Below are 17838 nucleotides of genomic sequence, written 5' to 3' on the forward strand. Positions count from 1 at the left end.
GGCGGCTCGGTGAAGGGGTGCCGCCGCCGTCCCCTCACCTCCCGGGGCCGGGCCGGGCCCGGCTCCGGCCGCCCGGTCGCCCTCGGCGGCCTCGTCCCGGTCCCCGGCCCCCGTCCTTGGTCCGCGTCCTTAGTCCGCGTCCTCGTTCTCGTTCTCGTTCTCGTTCTCGTCATCGTCGCCGAGCAGCCGCACCCGGACGTCCGCCGGGTATCCGCTCGTCGGACCGGTGCGGCGGGCGAACTCGGCGATGCCGGCGAGCTGGCGCGGGCCGAGGCTGAAGTCGAGTGTGGTGAAGTACCGTTCCAGCACCTCCGGGCCGAAGGCCTCCCAGCGCGCGGCCTGTTCGGCGACCTTGCCGACCTCCTCCAGCGACAGGTCGCGGGAGGCGAGGAACGCCTCGTGCACCCGGCGCACCACTTCCGGCTCCCTGGCCAGGTAGTCGCGCCGCACCGCCCAGACGGCGAAGACGAAGGGCAGCCCCGTCCACTCCTTCCACAGCCGGCCGAGGTCGTGGACCTGCAGTCCGTACCGGGGGGCGTCGTGGAGGTACGCGCGGAGCGCCGGGTCGCCGATCAGCACCCCGGCCTGCGCCTCGCGCATCATCAGGCCCAGGTCGGGCGGGCAGCTGTAGTAGTCGGGCCGGATGCCGAAGCGCTCGGCCAGCAGCAGCTGGGCGAGGCGGACGGAGGTGCGGGAGGTGGAGCCGAGCGCGACCCGTTCCCCGTCGAGCTGCTCCAGCGGGACCTGGGACACGATGTGGCAGGACATCACCGGGCCGTCGCAGCCGACGGCGATGTCGGGGAGCGCGACCAGCTCGTCGGCGTGGCGCAGGAACTCCACGAGCGTGACCGGGCCCATGTCGAGGTCGCCCCGGATCAGCTGCTCGCTGAGCTTCTCGGGGGTGTCCTTGCGCAGGTCGAGGTCGAGCAGGGTGCCCGTGCGGGCGAGGCCCCAGTAGAGGGGCACGCAGTTCAGGAACTGGATGTGGCCGACCCGGGGACGGTCGCGGCTGTGGTCACGGCCGTGGTCGCGGCTGTGGTCTCCGCCGGTGGCGGCGTCCCCGGCTGTCCGGTCGGCGCGGTCCGCTGCCCGGTCCGCTCGCTCTGTGCGGTCTGCCCGGTCTGCTCGGCCGGATGCGTCTGCTCGGTCGGAATGGTCCACTCCATGAGGCTAACTCCGTCTCCCGGCAGGCCCGGGAGCGGGGCCGTACGGGGGGAGGCGGGCGGGCGCGGCGGTGCGTGCGGGTGTGCGCGGCGGACCGGCACTCCGCTCGCGCGCGTCCCGTGGGGAAGCCGGCCGGTAACGGACGAGGGGCGGGCGCGTGTCGGCCGGTTGGCCGGTACGGGCGGAGGCCCGGTGCAGGTCACAGCTGTCGCGGCGGCTCCCGGATACACCCCACGAACGAGTGATCTTCGCCTCTTTCCTGCCGCAGAGAGCCCGTGCTAGGCTCGCCGCAAGTTGCAGTTTGGTTTCCCTTGCAGTACAGAGCCTGCGGATCATGTGACTCCGCGGGCTTTTGTTTTCAGACTTCTTGCAGGTTCTGGAGCAGGGCAACCCTTTGGCCCAAGGAGGGCTTTATGGCTACCGGAACCGTCAAGTGGTTCAACGCCGAAAAGGGCTTCGGTTTCATCGCCCAGGACGGCGGCGGCCCCGATGTCTTCGTCCACTACTCCGCGATCAACGCGTCTGGCTTCCGCTCCCTGGAGGAGAACCAGACCGTGAACTTCGACGTCACCCAGGGCCCGAAGGGCCCGCAGGCGGAGAACGTCACCCCGGTCTGATCCCGCAGGGATCTCCGGGTCGGCCCATCGCGGCTGACGCGCAGTACCCAAGGAGCCCCGCTCCCCCGCTTCGGCGGGGGGCGGGGCTCCTGCCCGTCCGGGGCGGGGCCCGGGGCGGCGTCGGGGCCGGAACGGCCCGGACACCGGGTGCCGGCTCCCGAGCGGGCCGGCACCCGGTCCTCCCGCCCGGGGGCGGGCTCAGGAGCGCCGGTACAGCTCCTCGATGTCCTCCGTGAAGTCCCGCAGGATCACCTGGCGCTTCAGCTTCATGGACGGGGTCAGATGGCCCCTGTCCTCGGTGAAGTCCACCGGCAGCACCCGGAAGCGGCGGATCGACTCGGCCCGGGAGACCGAGGCGTTCGCGTCGTCGACGGCCCGCTGGATGTCGGCGAGGAGTTCCTCGTCCCGCACCAGCTCGGCGAGCGGCACGTCCTGCTTCTTCCGCATCCGCCGCCAGTGCAGCAGCCCGTCGGGCTCCAGGGTGATCAGGGCCGAGACGTACGGGCGGTCGTCACCGATGACGAGGCACTGGCCGACCAGCGGGTGGGCCCGCAGCCGGTCCTCCAGCGGTGCCGGGGCGACGTTCTTCCCGGCCGCGGTGACGATGATCTCCTTCTTCCGGCCGGTGATGCTGAGATAGCCGTCCTCGTCGAGGGCTCCCAGGTCGCCCGTGGCGAACCAGCCCCCGGCATCGGTCTCGGCGCCCCGGACGGCCGCGCCCCGCGCCGCGTCCCAGTAGCCGCTGAACACCTGGCCGCCGCGGAGCAGCACCTCGCCGTCCTCGGCGATCCGGGCCGCGGCGCCGGGCAGCGGCATGCCGACCGTGCCGAGCCGCGGCTTGAGGGGCGGGGTGACGGTGGCGGCGGCGGTGGTCTCGGTGAGCCCGTAGCCCTCGAAGATCTCGATGCCCGCGCCCGCGTAGAAGGCGGCGAGCCGGCGGCCGAGCGGGGAGCCGCCGCAGATGGCGTACCGCACCCTGCCGCCGAGCGCGGCCCGGATCCGCCGGTAGACCAGCGGGTCGTAGAGCGCGCGGGCGGCCCGCAGGCCGGGGCCCGGGCCGGGTCCGGTGCCGTGCTGTTCGGCCTCCCGCGCCTCCCCGTACCGCTGGGCGATCTTCGCGGCCCGGTCGAAGGAGGAGGCACGGCCCATCTTCTCCGCGGTGGCGCGGCCGGTGTTGTAGACCTTCTCCAGGACGTACGGGATGGCGAGGAGGAAGGTCGGCTTGAAGCCGGCCAGCGCGGTCAGCAGGTCCTCGGTCCGGATGCTGGGCTGGTGCCCGAGGCGGACCCGGGCGCGGAGGCAGCCGATGGCCACCATCCGGCCGAAGACGTGCGACAGCGGCAGGAAGAGCAGGGTGGCGGCGGGGTCCTTGCTGACCGACTTGAAGACCGGGTGGAGCAGTTCGATGGCGTTGTCGACCTCGGCGAAGAAGTTGCCGTGGGTCAGTACGCAGCCCTTGGGGCGCCCGGTGGTGCCGGAGGTGTAGATGAGGGTGGCGATGGTGTCCGGGCCGAGGCCGGCCCGGCGGGCGGCCACCTCGGAGTCGGGGACGTCCCGGCCGGCCGTCACGAGCAGTTGGACGGCGTCGGTGTCGAACTGCCAGAGGTGCTTCAGCCCCGGCACGTCGGGGCGTACGCCGCTGATCAGCCGGGTCTGGGTGACGTCCTCGACTGCGCAGGCGACGGCGCCGGAGTCCTCGATGATCCAGCGGGTCTGCTCGGCCGAGGACGTCGGGTAGATCGGGACGGTGACGAGGCCGGCCGCCCAGGCGGCGAAGTCCAGCAGCGTCCACTCGTAGCGTGTGCGGGCCATGATGGCCAGCCGCTCGCCGGGGGCGAGACCGTGGGCGATCAGGCCCTTGGCAACGGCCAGCACCTCCTGGGCGAAGGTCGCGGCGCTGACGTCGCGCCAGCTCCCGTCCTCCCGGACCCGGCTGAGGACGATCTCCCCCGGGGCCTCGACGGCGTTGTGGAACGGGATGTCGGCGAGCGAGCCCTGCTCGACGGGCGCCACGAGCGCGGGGACGGCGACCTCGCGGACGGTGCCGTCGACCACGGTCAGCGCCGGCTCCGGCGACTCGGGCGGCACCGCGCCGCGGCGGGAACGGAGGCGGGAACGGGACACGGGCGGCTCCTCTTGTCTCGGCCGCCCCGGGCGGGCGGCACCGGACGGGTCCGGGGCGCCCGCGGGCGGGGCGGAGGCCCCTGCTCCGTGGGGAGGGGAGCGGGGCGGCGGGATCAGCGGGGGCGTGCGGGGCGTGCGGTCGTACGAGGGGTGGGGGGTTGGCTCACGCGCGCGAGTCGGGAGTCGGTGTCGGCTGTCGGTTTCGGCTGTCGGTTTCGGCTGCGCGGTCGGGCGCCGGAGGGCCGGGGGCCGGGGCCGGGCGGCGGAGGCCCGGTGCCGCGGCGAGGCCTCCCGGGCTCGGGGGCAGAACCGCCCGCCGGATCAGGGCCGTTCGAGGATCGCCGTCACCCCCTGGCCGCCTGCCGCGCAGATGGAGATCAGGCCACGCCCCGGCGCGTCGCGCTCGGCGAGCAGCTTGGCGAGCGTGGCGACGATGCGTGCGCCCGTCGCGGCGAAGGGGTGGCCGGTGGCCAGTGAGGAACCGGCGACATTGAGCCGGTCCCGGTCGGCTTCGGGCAGGCCCTGCTTGCGCCAGGCCGCCAGCGTGGCCAGCACCTGGGAGGCGAACGCCTCATGGATCTCCAGCAGGTCGAAGTCGTCGAGCCCGAGCCCGGCGCGTTCCAGCATCCGCGGCACGGCGTACGCGGGTGCCATCAGCAGGCCGTCCGCGCCGCCCACGTAGTCGACGGCCGCCGTCTCGTACGCCGTGAGGTAGGCCAGCGGTTCGAGGCCGCGTTCGGCGGCCCACTCCTCGCTCGCGAGCAGGACGGTCGCGGCGCCGTCGGTGAGCGGGGTGGAGTTGCCCGCCGTCATGGTGGCGCCCCCGCCCCCCGCCCCGTCCCCGTCCGCGTCCCCGTCCGCGACGCCGAACACCGGCTTCAGGCGCGCGAGTTTCTCCGGGCTCGAGTCGGGGCGGAGGTTCTGGTCCCGTTCCAGGCCGCGGAAGGGGACGACCAGGTCGTCGAGGAAGCCGCGGTCGTAGGCGGCGGCGAGACGGCGGTGGCTGGTGGCGGCCAGTTCGTCCTGCTCCTCGCGGCCGATGCCCCACTCCCTGGCGGTGCGGGCGGCGTGCTCGCCCATCGACAGGCCGGTGCGGGGTTCGGCGTTGCGCGGGATGTCGGGGACGAGGTGGCGGGGGCGGACCCCGGCCAGCGCCCGGAGCCGCCCGCCGAGGGAACGGGCGCGGCGGGCGGCCAGCAGCAGCCGGCGCAGTTCGTCGTTGACGCCGAGCGGGGCGTCGCTGGCCGAGTCCACGCCGCCGGCGACGGCCGAGTCGATCTGCCCCAGCGCGATCTTGTTGGCGGCGGCGATGACGGCCTGGAGCCCGGTGCCGCATGCCTGCTGGACGTCGTACGCGGGGGTGCGCGGGTCGAGTTCGCTGCCGAGCACGGTTTCGCGGGCGAGGTTGAAGTCCCGGCTGTGCTTGAGGACGGCGCCCGCGGCGAACTCCCCGAGCCGTGCGCCTCCGAGGCCGAAGCGCTCGACCAGGCCGGCGAGGGCGGCGGTGAGCATCCGCTGGTTGGAGGCGGTGGCGTACGGGCCGTCGGCCCGCGCGAAGGGGATCCTGCTGCCGCCGAGGACGGCGACGCGCCGCACCTCGGTGGCGAGGAGGGTGGTGCGGGGACTCATCTCGACCAGCTCCTGACCCGGGAGTAACCTTACTGCGAAGTAAATTTACGCCACGGTGAGGAGTTGGCCAATGGCCGATCGCTATCTTCGTTTCACCGGGACCGCTCCCGGCCGGTTCCTCACCCGCCGGCTGGGCCTGCCCCGCCCCGCGCCCCTGCACCGCTGGTCACCCGAACGGCCGTCCCTGGACGGCCCGTTGCTCCGGCTGACGGTGGCCGCGCCCTGTCCCGGTCTCGCCGGGGTGCTGAACCGGACCGGACTGCCGGTGCGCACGGAGCACCGGGAGGGCGACGGAGCCGCCGGCACCGGGAACCGGGGCACCGCCCCCTACGCCGCGGTCGTCGTGGACGCCACCGGTGTGGACGGCCCGGAGGCACTGCACGAGGTGCACGCCGCACTCCACCCCGTGGTGCGCTCGGTCGCCACCGGAGGCCGGATCGTCGTCCTCGGCACCGCGCCCGACCCCGCGGACCACCACCGGGCCGCCGCACAGCAGGCTCTCGAAGGCTTCGTCCGCTCCCTGGGCAAGGAGATCGGCAAGGGCTGCACGGTGAACCTGCTGCGGCTCGACCCCGGCGCGGAGGGGACGGCCGCCCTGGGCACGGCGGCAGCGGCGGCGGAGTCGACGCTGCGCTTCCTGCTCTCGCCCAAGTCGGCGTATGTGAGCGGGCAGCCGATCACAGTGCGCGCGGACGCCGTCGGGGCGGATGGGACGAACGAAGCGGACGGGGCCGACCGGGGGGACGGGCCCGAGGGGCCGCAGCCGGCCGAGGCGGGTGGCCCATCCGGCGTCGCGTCCTCCGGCGCCGCCGCCGCGACGGACTGGACCCGGCCGCTGGCCGGCACGACCGCGCTCGTCACCGGCTGCGCCCGCGGCATCGGCGAGTCGGTCGCCGAGACCCTCGCCCGGGACGGCGCACGGGTGATCTGCCTCGACATACCCGCCGCGGAAGGGGAATTGACCGCCCTCGCCGGCCGTCTCGGCGGCACCGCCCTGCCCCTGGACATCACGGCGCCCGACGCCGCCGACCGCATCGCGGAGGCCGTGCCCGGCGGGCTCGACATCCTCGTCCACAACGCCGGCATCACCCGGGACCGCAGGCTCGCCAATATGGCGGCCGACCGCTGGGACCAGGTGATCGACGTCAATCTGGGCAGTGTTCTGCGGGTGACGGACCGTCTGCTGAAGGCCGGTGCCGTGCGCCGGGGCACCGGCCGGATCGTCGCCACCGCCTCCATCGCCGGAATCGCCGGCAACGCCGGGCAGACCAACTACGCGGCGAGCAAGGCCGGGATCATCGGCTTCACCCGCTCCCTGGCACCGCGCGCGGCCGCCGAGTACGGGGTGACGGTCAACGCCGTCGCCCCCGGCTTCATCGAGACGAAGATGACGGCGGCGGTGCCGCTGCTGATCCGGGAGGCGGGGCGGCGGATGAACTCCCTCGCACAGGGCGGCCTGCCGGTGGACGTCGCCGAGACCACGGCATGGCTGGCCCAGCCCGCCTCCGGCGGGGTCAACGGGCAGACGGTCCGGGTCTGCGGGCAGAGCCTGCTCGGGGCGTAGCGCCTCCGGCGGAGGTGAGGCGGGCCGGGGCGGCGGTGTCGCACGGGATGCCCGGGTGCGGTTCCGGGCGGCCCCGTGCGCGCCCTGCGGCCGCGGCGCCGCTGCCCGTTCTTCCCTGCCTCGCGGGGGTGTTGCCCTCCCGCCTTCCGACCACCCCGTACCGGCGGCGAACCGCCACCGCGGCAGGGTCCTCCGGAACCGGCCCGGACCGGGCGAGACCCGACCAGACCCACCAGCCACGATTCCGACGGAGCCCCCATGACCAGCCCGACCGGCCCCACCACCCGGCGCCTCACCCGCTCCCCGCGCCTCATGCCCGCCCTCGGCCGGGGTGTGCTGACCGGGATCGGCAAGCGCCCCTCGACCGGCGCTCCGCTCCCCGGCACCCGGCTCCTGCTGCCGGCCGCCCGGATCGACACCGGCCGCGTCCTCCGCTACGCGCGCGTGTGCGGCTTCCGGGAGACCGACCCGCTGCCGATCACCTATCCGCACATCCTGGGCTTCCCCCTCGCCGCCCGCCTCATGGGCGACCGGGCCTTCCCGCTGCCCCTCCTCGGCCTGGTGCACACCGGCATCGAGATCACACAGCACCGGGCGCTGCGCCCGCACGACCGTCCCGAGCTGACCGTCGGCATCCCCCGGCTCCTCCCCCACCGCCGCGGCACGGAGGCCGAGGTCGTCACGGAGGCCCGGATCGACGGCGAACCGGTCTGGACGGACCGCAGTACGTATCTGGCCCGCCACCGCACCCCGGACCCCGGCGGCGCACCCGGGGAGAGCCGCGGACCGGACGCCTCCCGCGGTGCCGGTGCGGAGGCGCTCCCGACCGTCGCCGAATGGGAGCTTCCCGCCGATCTGGGCCGCCGCCATGCCGCCGTCTCCGGCGACTACAACCCGATCCACCTCCACCCGCTGACCGCCCGGCCCCTGGGGTTCCCCCGGGCCATCGCCCACGGCATGTGGACGTTCGCCCGGTGCGTGGCCGAGACGGGCGCACCGGGCGCGGAACGTGTCACCGTGCGGGCGGAGTTCAGGGCGCCGGTGCTGCTTCCGTCGACCGTCGTCTTCGGCCGCCTCGGTTCCGCCTTCGAACTGCGCGGCGGCCGGGACGGCTCCCGGCTGCACCTCACGGGGACGGTGACCATCCCCGGCGAGGCCTGATCGGCCCGGCCCTCAGGTCCGCCCGACCCGCCCGGTCGCCCCCGCTCAGGGGTTCCGGGCGGTGGTCTTCCCGCGCGGGTGCCAGGGGCGGCCCTCCATCAGATTGGCGAGGCCCGCCCAGGCGAAGTTCATCAGCAGCGCCGCGGTCTCCTTCGCTGACGGCCGGTCCGCGCCGTCACCGGCCGCGCCGCCGGGGAGGGCGCCGGTACCGCCGTCCCCCTCACCACCGGGGTCGTTGGCCCATCCGGCCAGCGATTCGGCGGCCCCGACCAGGGCGTGCGCCAGTCCGGCCACCTCCCGGTCGGCCAGATCCGGAACGCAGTCGTCCTCCCGCGCCGCGGCGGCGATCAGATGCGTCACGAAGGTGACGATCTCCTCCCGCATGGCCGCGAATTCGCCGACGAAGGGCTCTCCGTGCGTACGGGCCTGGTTGTGCAGCACGGCCCAGCCGTCGGGGCGTTCGGCGGTGTGGGCGAAGAAGCCGCGCAGGCCGCTCCAGAGCTGCTGGTCCGGCGGCGCGTCCTGCGGCTCGACGGCCGCCCGCACGGCGTCGACCAGGGCCGCCGCCTCCCGCCGGATGCAAGCGCTGAACAGCTCTTCCTTCGAGTTGAGATACAGATAGACCAACGGCTTGGAGACACCGGCCAGTTCGGCGATCTCGTCCATCGAGGCGGCCCGGTAGCCGCGCCGGGCGAAGATCGTCACGGCCGCGTCCAGCATCTGCTGTTCCCGCACCGCCCGCGGCATCCGCTTGCCCCTGGTGCCCGTCACTGTCCGCCCTCCACCGTGCCTACCGCGAGGTAAGTTTACGGCCCGCCCCCCGGCCGCATATGCCAAACGGCTTCCCCGCCCGCGGCACACCGCCCCCGGCCCCGGCGGAGCCGCCCTGGGCACGGCGACTCCGCCGGGAATCCCCGGACCGCCCCCTACCGCACGAAGGCGTCCCGGCGTGCCGTGCCGTCCCAGCCGCCGGGCGGCCGGCCCAGGCCGTACAGGGCGGCGACCGTGGGGGCGACGTCGACGGTGCGGGCCGGGGCGTCGCTGACGGCGCCGCGCCGGACCAGCGGGGAGCCGCCGGACACGAAGAAGGGGATGGGCAGCGTGGCCGGGTGGCCGTGGTTGCCGGGGATGGGGTTGGAGATCGGCAGCGGGTCGGAGAAGCGGTGGCCAGGGCGCACATACGCCACGAGATCACCGGCCTCCGGGCCCAGCCGCAGTTCCTCCGGGGCGTGCACGGAGAGCACCCCCTCCTCGGCGAGGACGATCTCCCGCATCCGGGCCACGGCACGGCCCCGGTCGGCGTCCGGCCCGGTCCAGTAGAGGAGGTCCGCGCCGCCGTTCTGCGCGATGACGCAGCGGTCCTTCAGCAGCGGGTCCTCCGCCAGCAACGGGGCGAGGCTCACCATCGCGAACGGCAGCGACCAGTCCATGGAGTGGTCGGCGAGCACCAGCAGGACGGAGTCCTCCCAGCGGCCGGTGTCCTTCAGGTGACGGACGACCCGGCCGATCTGGTAGTCGGTGCTCACCAGGGCGGCCCTGCGGGCGAGTTCGAGCGTGCCGCCGGTGAGGTCGCTGTGCCCGACCCGGTCGACGTCCCCGAAGTTGACGAACATCAGATCGGGGTCGGCACTGTCGATCATCGAGATCACCGCGTCGGCCGTGAAGCCGTCCGGGGCGTGCTCCGTGACCGGCAGCATCGGCTCCGGCTTCCAGTGGACGTCGGCCCGGGTGTCGAAGATCCCGTGCAGATAGCGCTTGGACAGCACGGAGCCGCTGGTGCGGCCGGTGGCACGGAGCAGGTCGAAGAGGGTGACGGCCCGCAGGTCGGCGGGGCGGTCCAGGTCGCGCACGGTCCGCTCGGCGCGGTCGTACACGGCGTTCGCGGGGACACCGGAACGGTCGGGGCGCACGCCCGTCATCATCATGACGTGGTTGGGAATGGTCTCCATGACCGGCAGCGACTGGGCGCCCGGGTAGGTGGTGCCGCTGTCGCGCAGCGCGGACAGCCGGGGCATGAACAGCGGCCGGATCTCGTCGGGCCGGCAGCCGTCGACGACGATGACGTAGGTGCGCAGCCGGCCGGCGGGGCGGGCACCGGCGGCGCGGGCGGCCGAGGCGCCGGGGCCGCCGACGATCACGCCGCCGGCGCCGCCGGCGACGGTGGCGAGGAACGAGCGGCGGGACCAGCGGGAGCGGTCGGTGGGGGGCATGAGGGCTCCGGGGGGCTGGGCCCGCGGCCGGCGGCGGGGTGCCGGCCGCGGGCGGGCGAGGGGACGGGGCGGCCCCCGTTCCGTGGAAGAACGGCACCGGTCCGCGGTCCGGCCCCCGCGGTGGCGGGATGGACGGCCCGCGGCGGAGCGGCGGCGCGGGGTGGTGCGGCGCGCCGCCGCGGGGGCGTGCGCCGCATTCCAGGGCACGCGGGTGTCCTTACGGCAACTCACCGGTAACTTCTCGGTCCCAACCGGGCGCTGTGACGCATCCGACAGCCCCTGGCCCGGCCGGCGGCTGCCCGCATGCCCGGATTGCCCGTCCTGCGGCGCGTGTTGGCGCCGGCCGGGCACAACGCGGAGAGCCGCCGGGGCCGGGTGAACGCGTCACCCGGCCCGACGGCCCTCGACGGGACGCGGCTCCCCGCTACGCCCGTCCGGCGGCGGCCCCCACGGGCTCCCGTCCGGCGCCGCTGTCCCCGGTGTTCTCCCCGTCCGGCGCCGCGTCGGTGCCGTCCGGGTCGAACAGGGTGGCGCTGTCGTACGCCTCCCGGTCGAGGATCTTCTCCCGGGCCGCGACGACGATCGGCACGGCCGACTGCCCGGCCACGTTCGTCGCGGTGCGCATCATGTCCAGCACCGGGTCGATGGCCAGCAGCAGGCCCACGCCCTCCAGCGGGAGACCCAGCGTGGAGAGGGTCAGGGTCAGCATCACGGTGGCACCGGTCAGTCCGGCGGTGGCCGCCGAGCCGATGACCGAGACGAAGACGATCAGCAGATAGTCCCCGAGGCCCAGCTGCACCCCGAAGATCTCCGCGATGAAGATGGCGGCGAGGGCCGGGTAGACCGCGGCGCAGCCGTCCATCTTCGTCGTCGCGCCGAACGGGACGGCGAACGACGCGTACTCGCGCGGCACGCCCAGGCGTTCGGTGACCCGCTGGGTGACGGGCATCGTCCCGACCGAGGAACGGGAGACGAACGCCAGCTGGATCGCGGGCCAGGCGCCGCGGAAGAACTGCAGCGGGCTGACCCTGGCGACGGTCGCCAGCAGCAGCGGGTAGACGCCGAACATCACCAGCGCGCAGCCGATGTAGACGTCCGCGGTGAAGGTCGCGTACTTGCCGATCAGATCCCAGCCGTACGCGGCGATGGCGTTGCCGATCAGGCCGAGGGTGCCGAGCGGGGCGAGGCGGATGACCCACCACAGGGCCTTCTGCAGCAGGACGAGCACCGACTCGCTGAACTCCAGGACGGGGCGGGCCCGTTCGCCGATTTTCAGGGCGGCGATGCCCGCCACGGCGGCCATGAAGACGATTTGCAGCACGTTGAGCTCGGTGAACGGCGTGATGACGTCCCTCGGGACGATGCCGGTCAGGAAGTCGAGCCAGGAGCCGGCGTTCTCGGGGCGGGCGCCGTCGGCGGGGGTGAGGCCGGTGCCCTCGCCGGGGTTGGTGAGCAGGCCGATGGTGAGGCCGATGGCCACGGCGATCAGCGAGGTCGCCATGAACCAGAGCAGGGTGCGGGAGGCCAGCCGGGCGGCGTTGTTGACCTTCCGCAGATTGGTGATCGAGACGAGGATCGCGAAGAAGACGAGCGGGGCCACCGCCAGCTTCAGCAGCTGCACGAAGAGGCCGCCGGTGCGCTCCAGGGTGGCGGCCAGCCAGGCGATGTCCCAGGTGCGGGCGGCCCAGCCGAGCAGCACACCGAGGACGAGGCCGAGGAGTATCTGGGCCCAGAAGGGCACACGGGGAAGTCTCGGCGTCCGGCCGGGTGTTCGTGCCGTGCCGGACGGGCCCGGAGAGCCGGCCGGGCCCGGAGAGCCGGAGGGCTCGGGCGCATCAGGGGCGTTGGGGGAGGACGCGGTGGTCACGGACACACTCCGTCGGTAAGAGGTGGGAGGGGAGGAGGGGGACGGGCCGCACCGGCCCGGACCGCGCCCCCGCCGCCGCGGGCCACGGCGGCGCGGGCCCGTGAAGGACGGCGGCACGGACCCGGGGGGCGGGACGGACGCCGGAGACGGGACGGCCGTGGAGGGCGGCCGCCGCCCGGCCGGACGGACCCGGGGGCAGACCGCGCCGGAAACGCGCGGGCGTGCGGGAACCGGGGGACCCGGGGCGGTGGGCGGCCGTGGTCGCACCCCGCGCCCTCACTCGGGCGGTACGGGGCGGCAGCACGGCTGCTCGGTCGCGTCAGTGGCGGCGACAGGCCGCGGAGAGGCAGCGGCAGAGATCGACATGGAGGCGTGCCACGAGCGGGATGCCCGGTGTGCAGTGGCGCGCGGTCGTCGTCATGCGCACCACCGTAACACCGGACCTGGGAACCACAAAGATGAGCGGCGATATCGCTTCACATCGAAGGCGCGAAGATGATCCAGCCTGGAGATCATCCGCCTGAGCAGCAAGAACCCCGCCGGAAGCGGTCGCTTCGACGGCGGGGTGCGGGATCGCCCGGCGCTCTCTTCGGAGCGCCCTTCGGAGCGCTCTCCGCAGGAAGCCCGGACGGGCCGGGGCGGCGGGCCCGGAGCGGGCTCACGCCCCGGGCGCGGCCTCAGCCCTGGGCGCGGGCGGCGTCGTCGGCGCCGTCCTCCTGGCGCTGGTCGGCGGCCAGCCGCTGCTTGGCCCGCTCGACCTTCTCCACGACCTGCTCGGACATCGCCAGACGCTGCTTCCGCAGCAGCACCCAGCTCAGCGGCGCGGAGAGCACCAGACCGAGCAGGATGACCCAGAACACCTGGGAGTCCCCGATCCCCGCCGGGACCACACCGAGGTAGCTCAGGCCCCAGGCCGCCAGGAAACAGGCGGCGAACAGGGCGAAGCGCAGGACGGTGTAGCGGATGGCGGCGTTCTGCCCGCCACTGGCGCTGCTGCCACTGGTGCTACTGCTGCTCGTGCTGCTGCTCACGGGAGGAACCTTCTTCACGGCGGCGACCGAATGGGCCGGTATGGCTGGTATGGCTGTCCTCCCAGTGAAGCACAGCGCCCCTGCCGTCAATCCAGCGGCAGCCACATGGTGACGTCGTCCCGGTAGTCGTCCTCCGCGACCTTGATCGCGTCGGGCACCCGGCCGACCTCCTTGTAGCCGCAGGCGGCGTAGAAGCGGTCGGCGCCGGTGCCGCCCCGGCAGGTGAGCCGGAGACCGCGGATGCCCTCGGCGCCACGCGCGGCGTCCGCGACGGCGGCCATCAACTCCCGTCCCGCGCCCCGCCCCTGGAGGGAGGGGTGCACCATGACGGTGTACACCCACAGCCAGTGGCGCATGAGCCGGTGGGTGTTGAGGGTGAGGAAGGCCGTCGCCATCGGGCGGCCCCGCTCGTCGGTGCCGACGACCAGACGGCTGCGCCCCTCGACCATCGCCACCAGCTGCCTGACCAGCTCCGGCCGGATCTCCTCGGGGGTCACCGGTGGCAGGAAGCCGACGGCGCCCCCGGCGTTGGAGACGTCCGCCCACAGCGAGAGGATGCCCTCCCGGAGTTCGGGGGACACGGGGGGATCCAGAGTGAAGGTAAGCGGCACCTTGCGATACTAGCCCTTACCCGATCGCCACTCAATCGGCGCGGTGAACGCTGTGGGACGCCCGGTCGGGCCGGACCGCCGGGAGCCGCGAGCGCGAGCCGCGAACCGTGATCCGTGATCCGTGATCCGTGATCCGGGCGTCGGGCGTCGGGCGACCACGACCGCCGGCCCTCAGCCGTCCAGCACCCCGGCCGCGATCCGCAGATCCGCGACCAGCCCCGCACGCACCGCCTCGCGGTCGTCCTCCGCGCGCAGCACGGCGGACGGATGGATCGTCGCCACCAGCGGGCCCTCCCAGGCCGCACCCCCGGCCTTCCCGCCGTCGGCCCGGCCCCCGCGCCCCTCACCCTCACCGTCGCCGTCACCGCTCTCCGGCCCCGGCTCCGGCTCCGGGGCGGACCAGGTCAGCAGCCGGCCGCGTTCCTTCGTCACCCGGAACGCGGAGCCGAGAAGCGCCTTGCCCGCCGTCGCCCCCAGGGCGACGATCACCTCCGGGTCCAGCAGCTCCAGTTCGGCCGCGAGCCACGGGCGGCACGCGGTCATCTCGCGCAGGGTCGGCGGCTTGTGGATGCGCCGCTTGCCGCGCTCGGCCCGGCGCTCGAACTTGAAGTGCTTGACGGCGTTCGTGACATACGCCTCCCCCGGGTCGACGCCCGCCTCGGCCAGGGCCTCGTCCAGCACCCGGCCCGCCGGGCCGACGAACGGCTCCCCGCGCCGGTCCTCCTGGTCCCCGGGCTGTTCCCCGAGGAGGACGATGCGGGCGGAGGCGTCACCGCGGCCGAAGACGGCCTGCGTCGCGTCCCGGTGCAGCGGGCAGCCGCGGCAGCCGGCGACGGACTCGCGGAGCGCCGCCAGGTCCGTCCCGCGCGGCACGAACGGCGCGGCGTCGTACCGCTCCTCCGGGCCGCCGCCACCGCCGGCCCCACCGCTCCCCCTCGCGGTCCCGCCGCCCCGGGTCTTCTCGCTGCCCCGGGTCCTCCCGGTGCCCTCGGTGCGTCCCATACGGCGCGGGTACCCGGCCGCCGCGGGGCCAGTCCCGGCGCACGTCCGCCCCGGACACGCGACGCGTCGTACGCGCATCCGGGGCGGACGGAACGGAGAAACAGCGGAGCCGGAGAAACAGCCGAGCCGGAGAAACGGAGGAGCCGGGAAAACGGAGAAGCCGGGGAACGGAGAGCCCGGACGGCTCAGACCCGCATCGCCTGCGGCGTCTCGCGCCGGTCCGGGTCCGGGCCCGGGTACTCCTTGATGATCTCGTAGCGGGTGTTCCGCTCGACGGGTCGGAAGCCGGCGTCGCGGATCAGCTCCAGCAGGTCCTCACGGGTCAGCTTGTCGGGCGTCCCGTAGTTGTCCGCGTCGTGCGTGATCTTGTACTCGACGACCGAGCCGTCCATGTCGTCCGCCCCGTGCTGCAGCGCGAGCTGCGCCGTCTGCACGCCGTGCATCACCCAGAAGACCTTGACGTGCGGCACGTTGTCGAACAGCAGCCGGGAGACCGCGAAGGTCTTCAGCGCCTCGGCGCCGGTGGCCATGGTGGTCCGGGCCTGGAGCCGGTTGCGGACCTTGCCGTCCTTCATGTCCACGAAGTCGTGCTGGTAGCGGAGCGGGATGAAGACCTGGAAGCCGCCGGTCTCGTCCTGGAGCTCGCGCAGCCGCAGCACGTGGTCCACGCGGTGGCGCGGCTCCTCGATGTGCCCGTAGAGCATGGTGCAGGGCGTCTTGAGACCCTTGGAGTGGGCGAGACGGTGGATGCGCGACCAGTCCTCCCAGTGGGTGCGGTGGTCGACGATGTGCTGCCGCACCTCCCAGTCGAAGATCTCGGCGCCGCCGCCGGTCAGCGACTCCAGACCGGCGTCGATCAGCTCGTCGAGGATCTCCGAGGCGGACAGGCCCGAGATGGTCTCGAAGTGGTGGATCTCCGTGGCCGTGAACGCCTTCAGCGAGACGTCCGGCAGCGCCTTCTTCAGCTCCCGCAGCGAACGCGGGTAGTAGCGCCAGGGCAGCGTCGGGTGGAGTCCGTTGACGATGTGCAGCTCGGTGAGGTTCTCGCCCTCCATCGCCGAGGCGAGGCGGACGGCCTCCTCGATGCGCATCGTGTACGCGTCCTTCTCGCCCGGCTTCCGCTGGAAGGAGCAGTAGGCGCAGGACGCGGTGCACACGTTCGTCATGTTGAGGTGCCGGTTGACGTTGAAGTGCACGACGTCGCCGTTCTTGCGCGTGCGCACCTCGTGGGCCAGGCCGCCCAGCCAGGCCAGGTCGTCGCTCTCGTAGAGGGCGATGCCGTCCTCCCGGGTCAGCCGCTCCCCGGCGAGAACCTTCTGCTCCAGCTCGCGCTTGAGGCCCTCGTCCTGAGCAGATGCAGCCATGCGGCAGCCTCCCATTACCTCGTCAATCGGACTCCGTCGAGCCTACGCCCTCGCGCCCGGCGCTCACTCCCCGGGCAGTTCCCCGACCCGGTCCTCCCACTTGGTGGAGAGCACGATCGTGGTACGGGTGCGGGAGACGCCCTTGATCGCGGAGAGGCGGCGGATGATCGACTCCAGTCCGTCCACGTCCGTGGCGCGCACCTTGAGCATGTAGGAGTCGTCACCGGCGATGAACCAGCAGTCCTCGATCTCGCCCAGATCGCGCAGCCGGTGCGCCATGTCCTCGTGGTCCGTGGCGTCCGAGAGCGAGATGCCGATCAGCGCCGTGACGCCCAGGCCCAGGGACGCGGAGTCGACGGTCGCCCGGTAGCCGGTGATCACGCCCGCCCCCTCCAGGCGGTTGATCCGGTCGGTGACACTCGGCCCCGACAGCCCCACCAGCCGCCCCAGCTCCGCGTACGAGGCCCTGCCGTTCTCCCGCAGAGCCTGGATGAGCTGCCTGTCCACCGCGTCCATGACGTTGAAGCCTTCCGATGCTCAGCACTGTCGCGCGATGCGCGAAGATCGTGGATGGGAGTTGTGAATCCAAGAATCGCAGGGCGTGCGGCCTGCGAAGCACCCGGCCCATCGGGGACGGGCCTTCGGATGCGGGTTTCACTCACCCGCGCCGCCCGTCCGGGGGCCGGGACGGTCTCCGGCCGCCCCGCCGGTCCCACCGGTCCCGCCCGCCGCGCCGGCCGCTGCGGTCCCGTTCCCGGCGGCCCCGCCCAGCGCTCCGTCCCACCTGCGGTACAGCTTGTGCGGTACGCCCGCCGCGTCGAGCACCCGGCCCGCCACGAAGTCGACCAGGTCCTGGATGTCCGTCGCGCCCGCGTAGAAGGCCGGGGAGGCGGGCAGCACCACCGCTCCGGCCTCGTCCAGCGCCACCAGCTGGCGCAGCGTCGGCCCGCTCAGCGGCGTCTCCCGCACGGCCATCACCAGCGGGCGGCGCTCCTTGAGGGTGACGCTCGCCACCCGCTGCAGCAGATCCTTGGACAGCCCCAGCGCGATCCCGGCCACGGAGGCCGTGCTCGCCGGGACGACCAGCATGCCGCGCACCGGATACGAGCCCGAGGACGGCCCCGCCGCGAGATCCCCGGCCGGCCAGTACCGCACCGCCTCCAGGTCCGGCAGGGACGCCTCGAAGCGGTCGGGGGTGCCGTCGGCGCCCCGCGCGAGCCAGCGGCGCAGGTCCTCCCGCCAGTGCGCGTCCCGGAAGGAGATCCCCGTCTCGTCCAGCAGGGTCAGCCGGGACGCCCGGCTGACCACCAGGTCCACCGTCTCCCCGGCATGCAGAAGCGCCCGCAGCACCGCGGCGGCGTAGGGCGTGCCGGACGCCCCGGACACCCCCACGACCCAGGGGCGGCGCCCCGCGCGGACCGGGGGCGCGCCGGTCGTCTCGTACTGTTCTCCGTGCGGCGGCTCCACGGTTCGAGCCTATCGGGAGCCCCCGGC

Annotated in this window: 16 protein-coding genes; 3 read left to right on the top strand and 13 right to left on the bottom strand. The window is 74.0% G+C overall.

The annotated features are described in order from the left end of the window. Positions 1–129: 129 nt before the first annotated feature. Both LIX60_RS13130 and LIX60_RS13135 read right to left on the bottom strand, forming a co-directional pair. Complete coding sequence (locus LIX60_RS13130; RefSeq protein WP_265585384.1) at positions 130–975, bottom strand: menaquinone biosynthesis protein; 846 nt, start codon at positions 973–975, stop codon at positions 130–132. Continuing rightward, complete coding sequence (locus LIX60_RS13135; RefSeq protein ID WP_227962986.1) at positions 972–1166, bottom strand: hypothetical protein; 195 nt, start codon at positions 1164–1166, stop codon at positions 972–974. Before LIX60_RS13135 ends, LIX60_RS13130 begins: the two co-directional genes overlap by 4 nt. Positions 1167–1577: 411 nt before the next feature. On the opposite strand from LIX60_RS13135, the gene LIX60_RS13140 reads away from it, so the two are divergent. Next, positions 1578–1781 (top strand): cold-shock protein, encoded by a 204-nt coding sequence (locus LIX60_RS13140; RefSeq protein WP_019707740.1) that lies wholly within the window; start codon positions 1578–1580, stop codon positions 1779–1781. Positions 1782–1979: 198 nt separating this feature from the next. Here LIX60_RS13140 and LIX60_RS13145 read toward each other — a convergent pair whose 3' ends face one another. Further along, positions 1980–3869, bottom strand: a complete 1890-nt coding sequence (locus tag LIX60_RS13145) for a long-chain fatty acid--CoA ligase (RefSeq protein ID WP_374117975.1) — start codon at positions 3867–3869, stop codon at positions 1980–1982. Between the two features lie 357 nt (positions 3870–4226). Continuing rightward, positions 4227–5534, bottom strand: coding sequence for an acetyl-CoA C-acetyltransferase (locus LIX60_RS13150; RefSeq protein WP_227958582.1), 1308 nt, complete (start codon positions 5532–5534; stop codon positions 4227–4229). A gap of 70 nt (positions 5535–5604) precedes the next feature. Between LIX60_RS13150 and LIX60_RS13155 the strand changes: the two genes are divergently transcribed. Then, the gene (locus LIX60_RS13155; RefSeq protein ID WP_227958583.1) at positions 5605–7098 is read left to right on the top strand and encodes a 3-oxoacyl-ACP reductase; all 1494 of its coding nucleotides are present in this window, start codon (positions 5605–5607) and stop codon (positions 7096–7098) included. Positions 7099–7356: 258 nt separating this feature from the next. Next, complete coding sequence (locus LIX60_RS13160; protein ID WP_227958584.1) at positions 7357–8259, top strand: MaoC/PaaZ C-terminal domain-containing protein; 903 nt, start codon at positions 7357–7359, stop codon at positions 8257–8259. A 45-nt stretch (positions 8260–8304) separates the two neighbouring features. On the opposite strand, the gene LIX60_RS13165 is transcribed toward LIX60_RS13160, so the two are convergent. The 9 genes from LIX60_RS13165 to LIX60_RS13205 form a co-directional block, all read right to left on the bottom strand. Then, the gene (locus tag LIX60_RS13165) at positions 8305–9006 is read right to left on the bottom strand and encodes a TetR/AcrR family transcriptional regulator (RefSeq protein WP_227962753.1); all 702 of its coding nucleotides are present in this window, start codon (positions 9004–9006) and stop codon (positions 8305–8307) included. Positions 9007–9185: 179 nt separating this feature from the next. Next, positions 9186–10469, bottom strand: a complete 1284-nt coding sequence (locus tag LIX60_RS13170; protein ID WP_227958585.1) for an alkaline phosphatase family protein — start codon at positions 10467–10469, stop codon at positions 9186–9188. 424 nt (positions 10470–10893) lie between these two features. After that, complete coding sequence (locus LIX60_RS13175) at positions 10894–12210, bottom strand: dicarboxylate/amino acid:cation symporter (RefSeq protein WP_374117848.1); 1317 nt, start codon at positions 12208–12210, stop codon at positions 10894–10896. 803 nt (positions 12211–13013) lie between these two features. Then, positions 13014–13367 carry a DUF4229 domain-containing protein gene (locus tag LIX60_RS13180; protein WP_374117849.1) on the bottom strand — a complete coding sequence of 118 codons (354 nt, stop codon included), beginning with the start codon at positions 13365–13367 and terminating at the stop codon, positions 13014–13016. An 86-nt stretch (positions 13368–13453) separates the two neighbouring features. Further along, positions 13454–13978: a GNAT family N-acetyltransferase gene (locus LIX60_RS13185; RefSeq protein ID WP_039820545.1), complete on the bottom strand. Its 525-nt coding sequence runs from the start codon at positions 13976–13978 to the stop codon at positions 13454–13456. A gap of 171 nt (positions 13979–14149) precedes the next feature. Then, entirely contained in the window at positions 14150–14980 is an 831-nt protein-coding gene (locus LIX60_RS13190) for a UdgX family uracil-DNA binding protein (protein ID WP_227958587.1), read from the bottom strand. A 185-nt stretch (positions 14981–15165) separates the two neighbouring features. Beyond that, positions 15166–16344, bottom strand: a complete 1179-nt coding sequence (mqnE, locus tag LIX60_RS13195; RefSeq protein WP_043470173.1) for an aminofutalosine synthase MqnE — start codon at positions 16342–16344, stop codon at positions 15166–15168. Between the two features lie 63 nt (positions 16345–16407). Beyond that, positions 16408–16860, bottom strand: a complete 453-nt coding sequence (locus tag LIX60_RS13200; RefSeq protein WP_019707731.1) for an Lrp/AsnC family transcriptional regulator — start codon at positions 16858–16860, stop codon at positions 16408–16410. Positions 16861–16998: 138 nt separating this feature from the next. Next, entirely contained in the window at positions 16999–17811 is an 813-nt protein-coding gene (locus tag LIX60_RS13205) for a UbiX family flavin prenyltransferase (RefSeq protein WP_227958588.1), read from the bottom strand. Positions 17812–17838 lie beyond the last annotated feature (27 nt).

The organism is Streptomyces sp. S07_1.15, from assembly GCF_020739505.1.
Taxonomy (GTDB): Bacteria; Actinomycetota; Actinomycetes; order Streptomycetales; family Streptomycetaceae; genus Streptomyces; species Streptomyces xinghaiensis.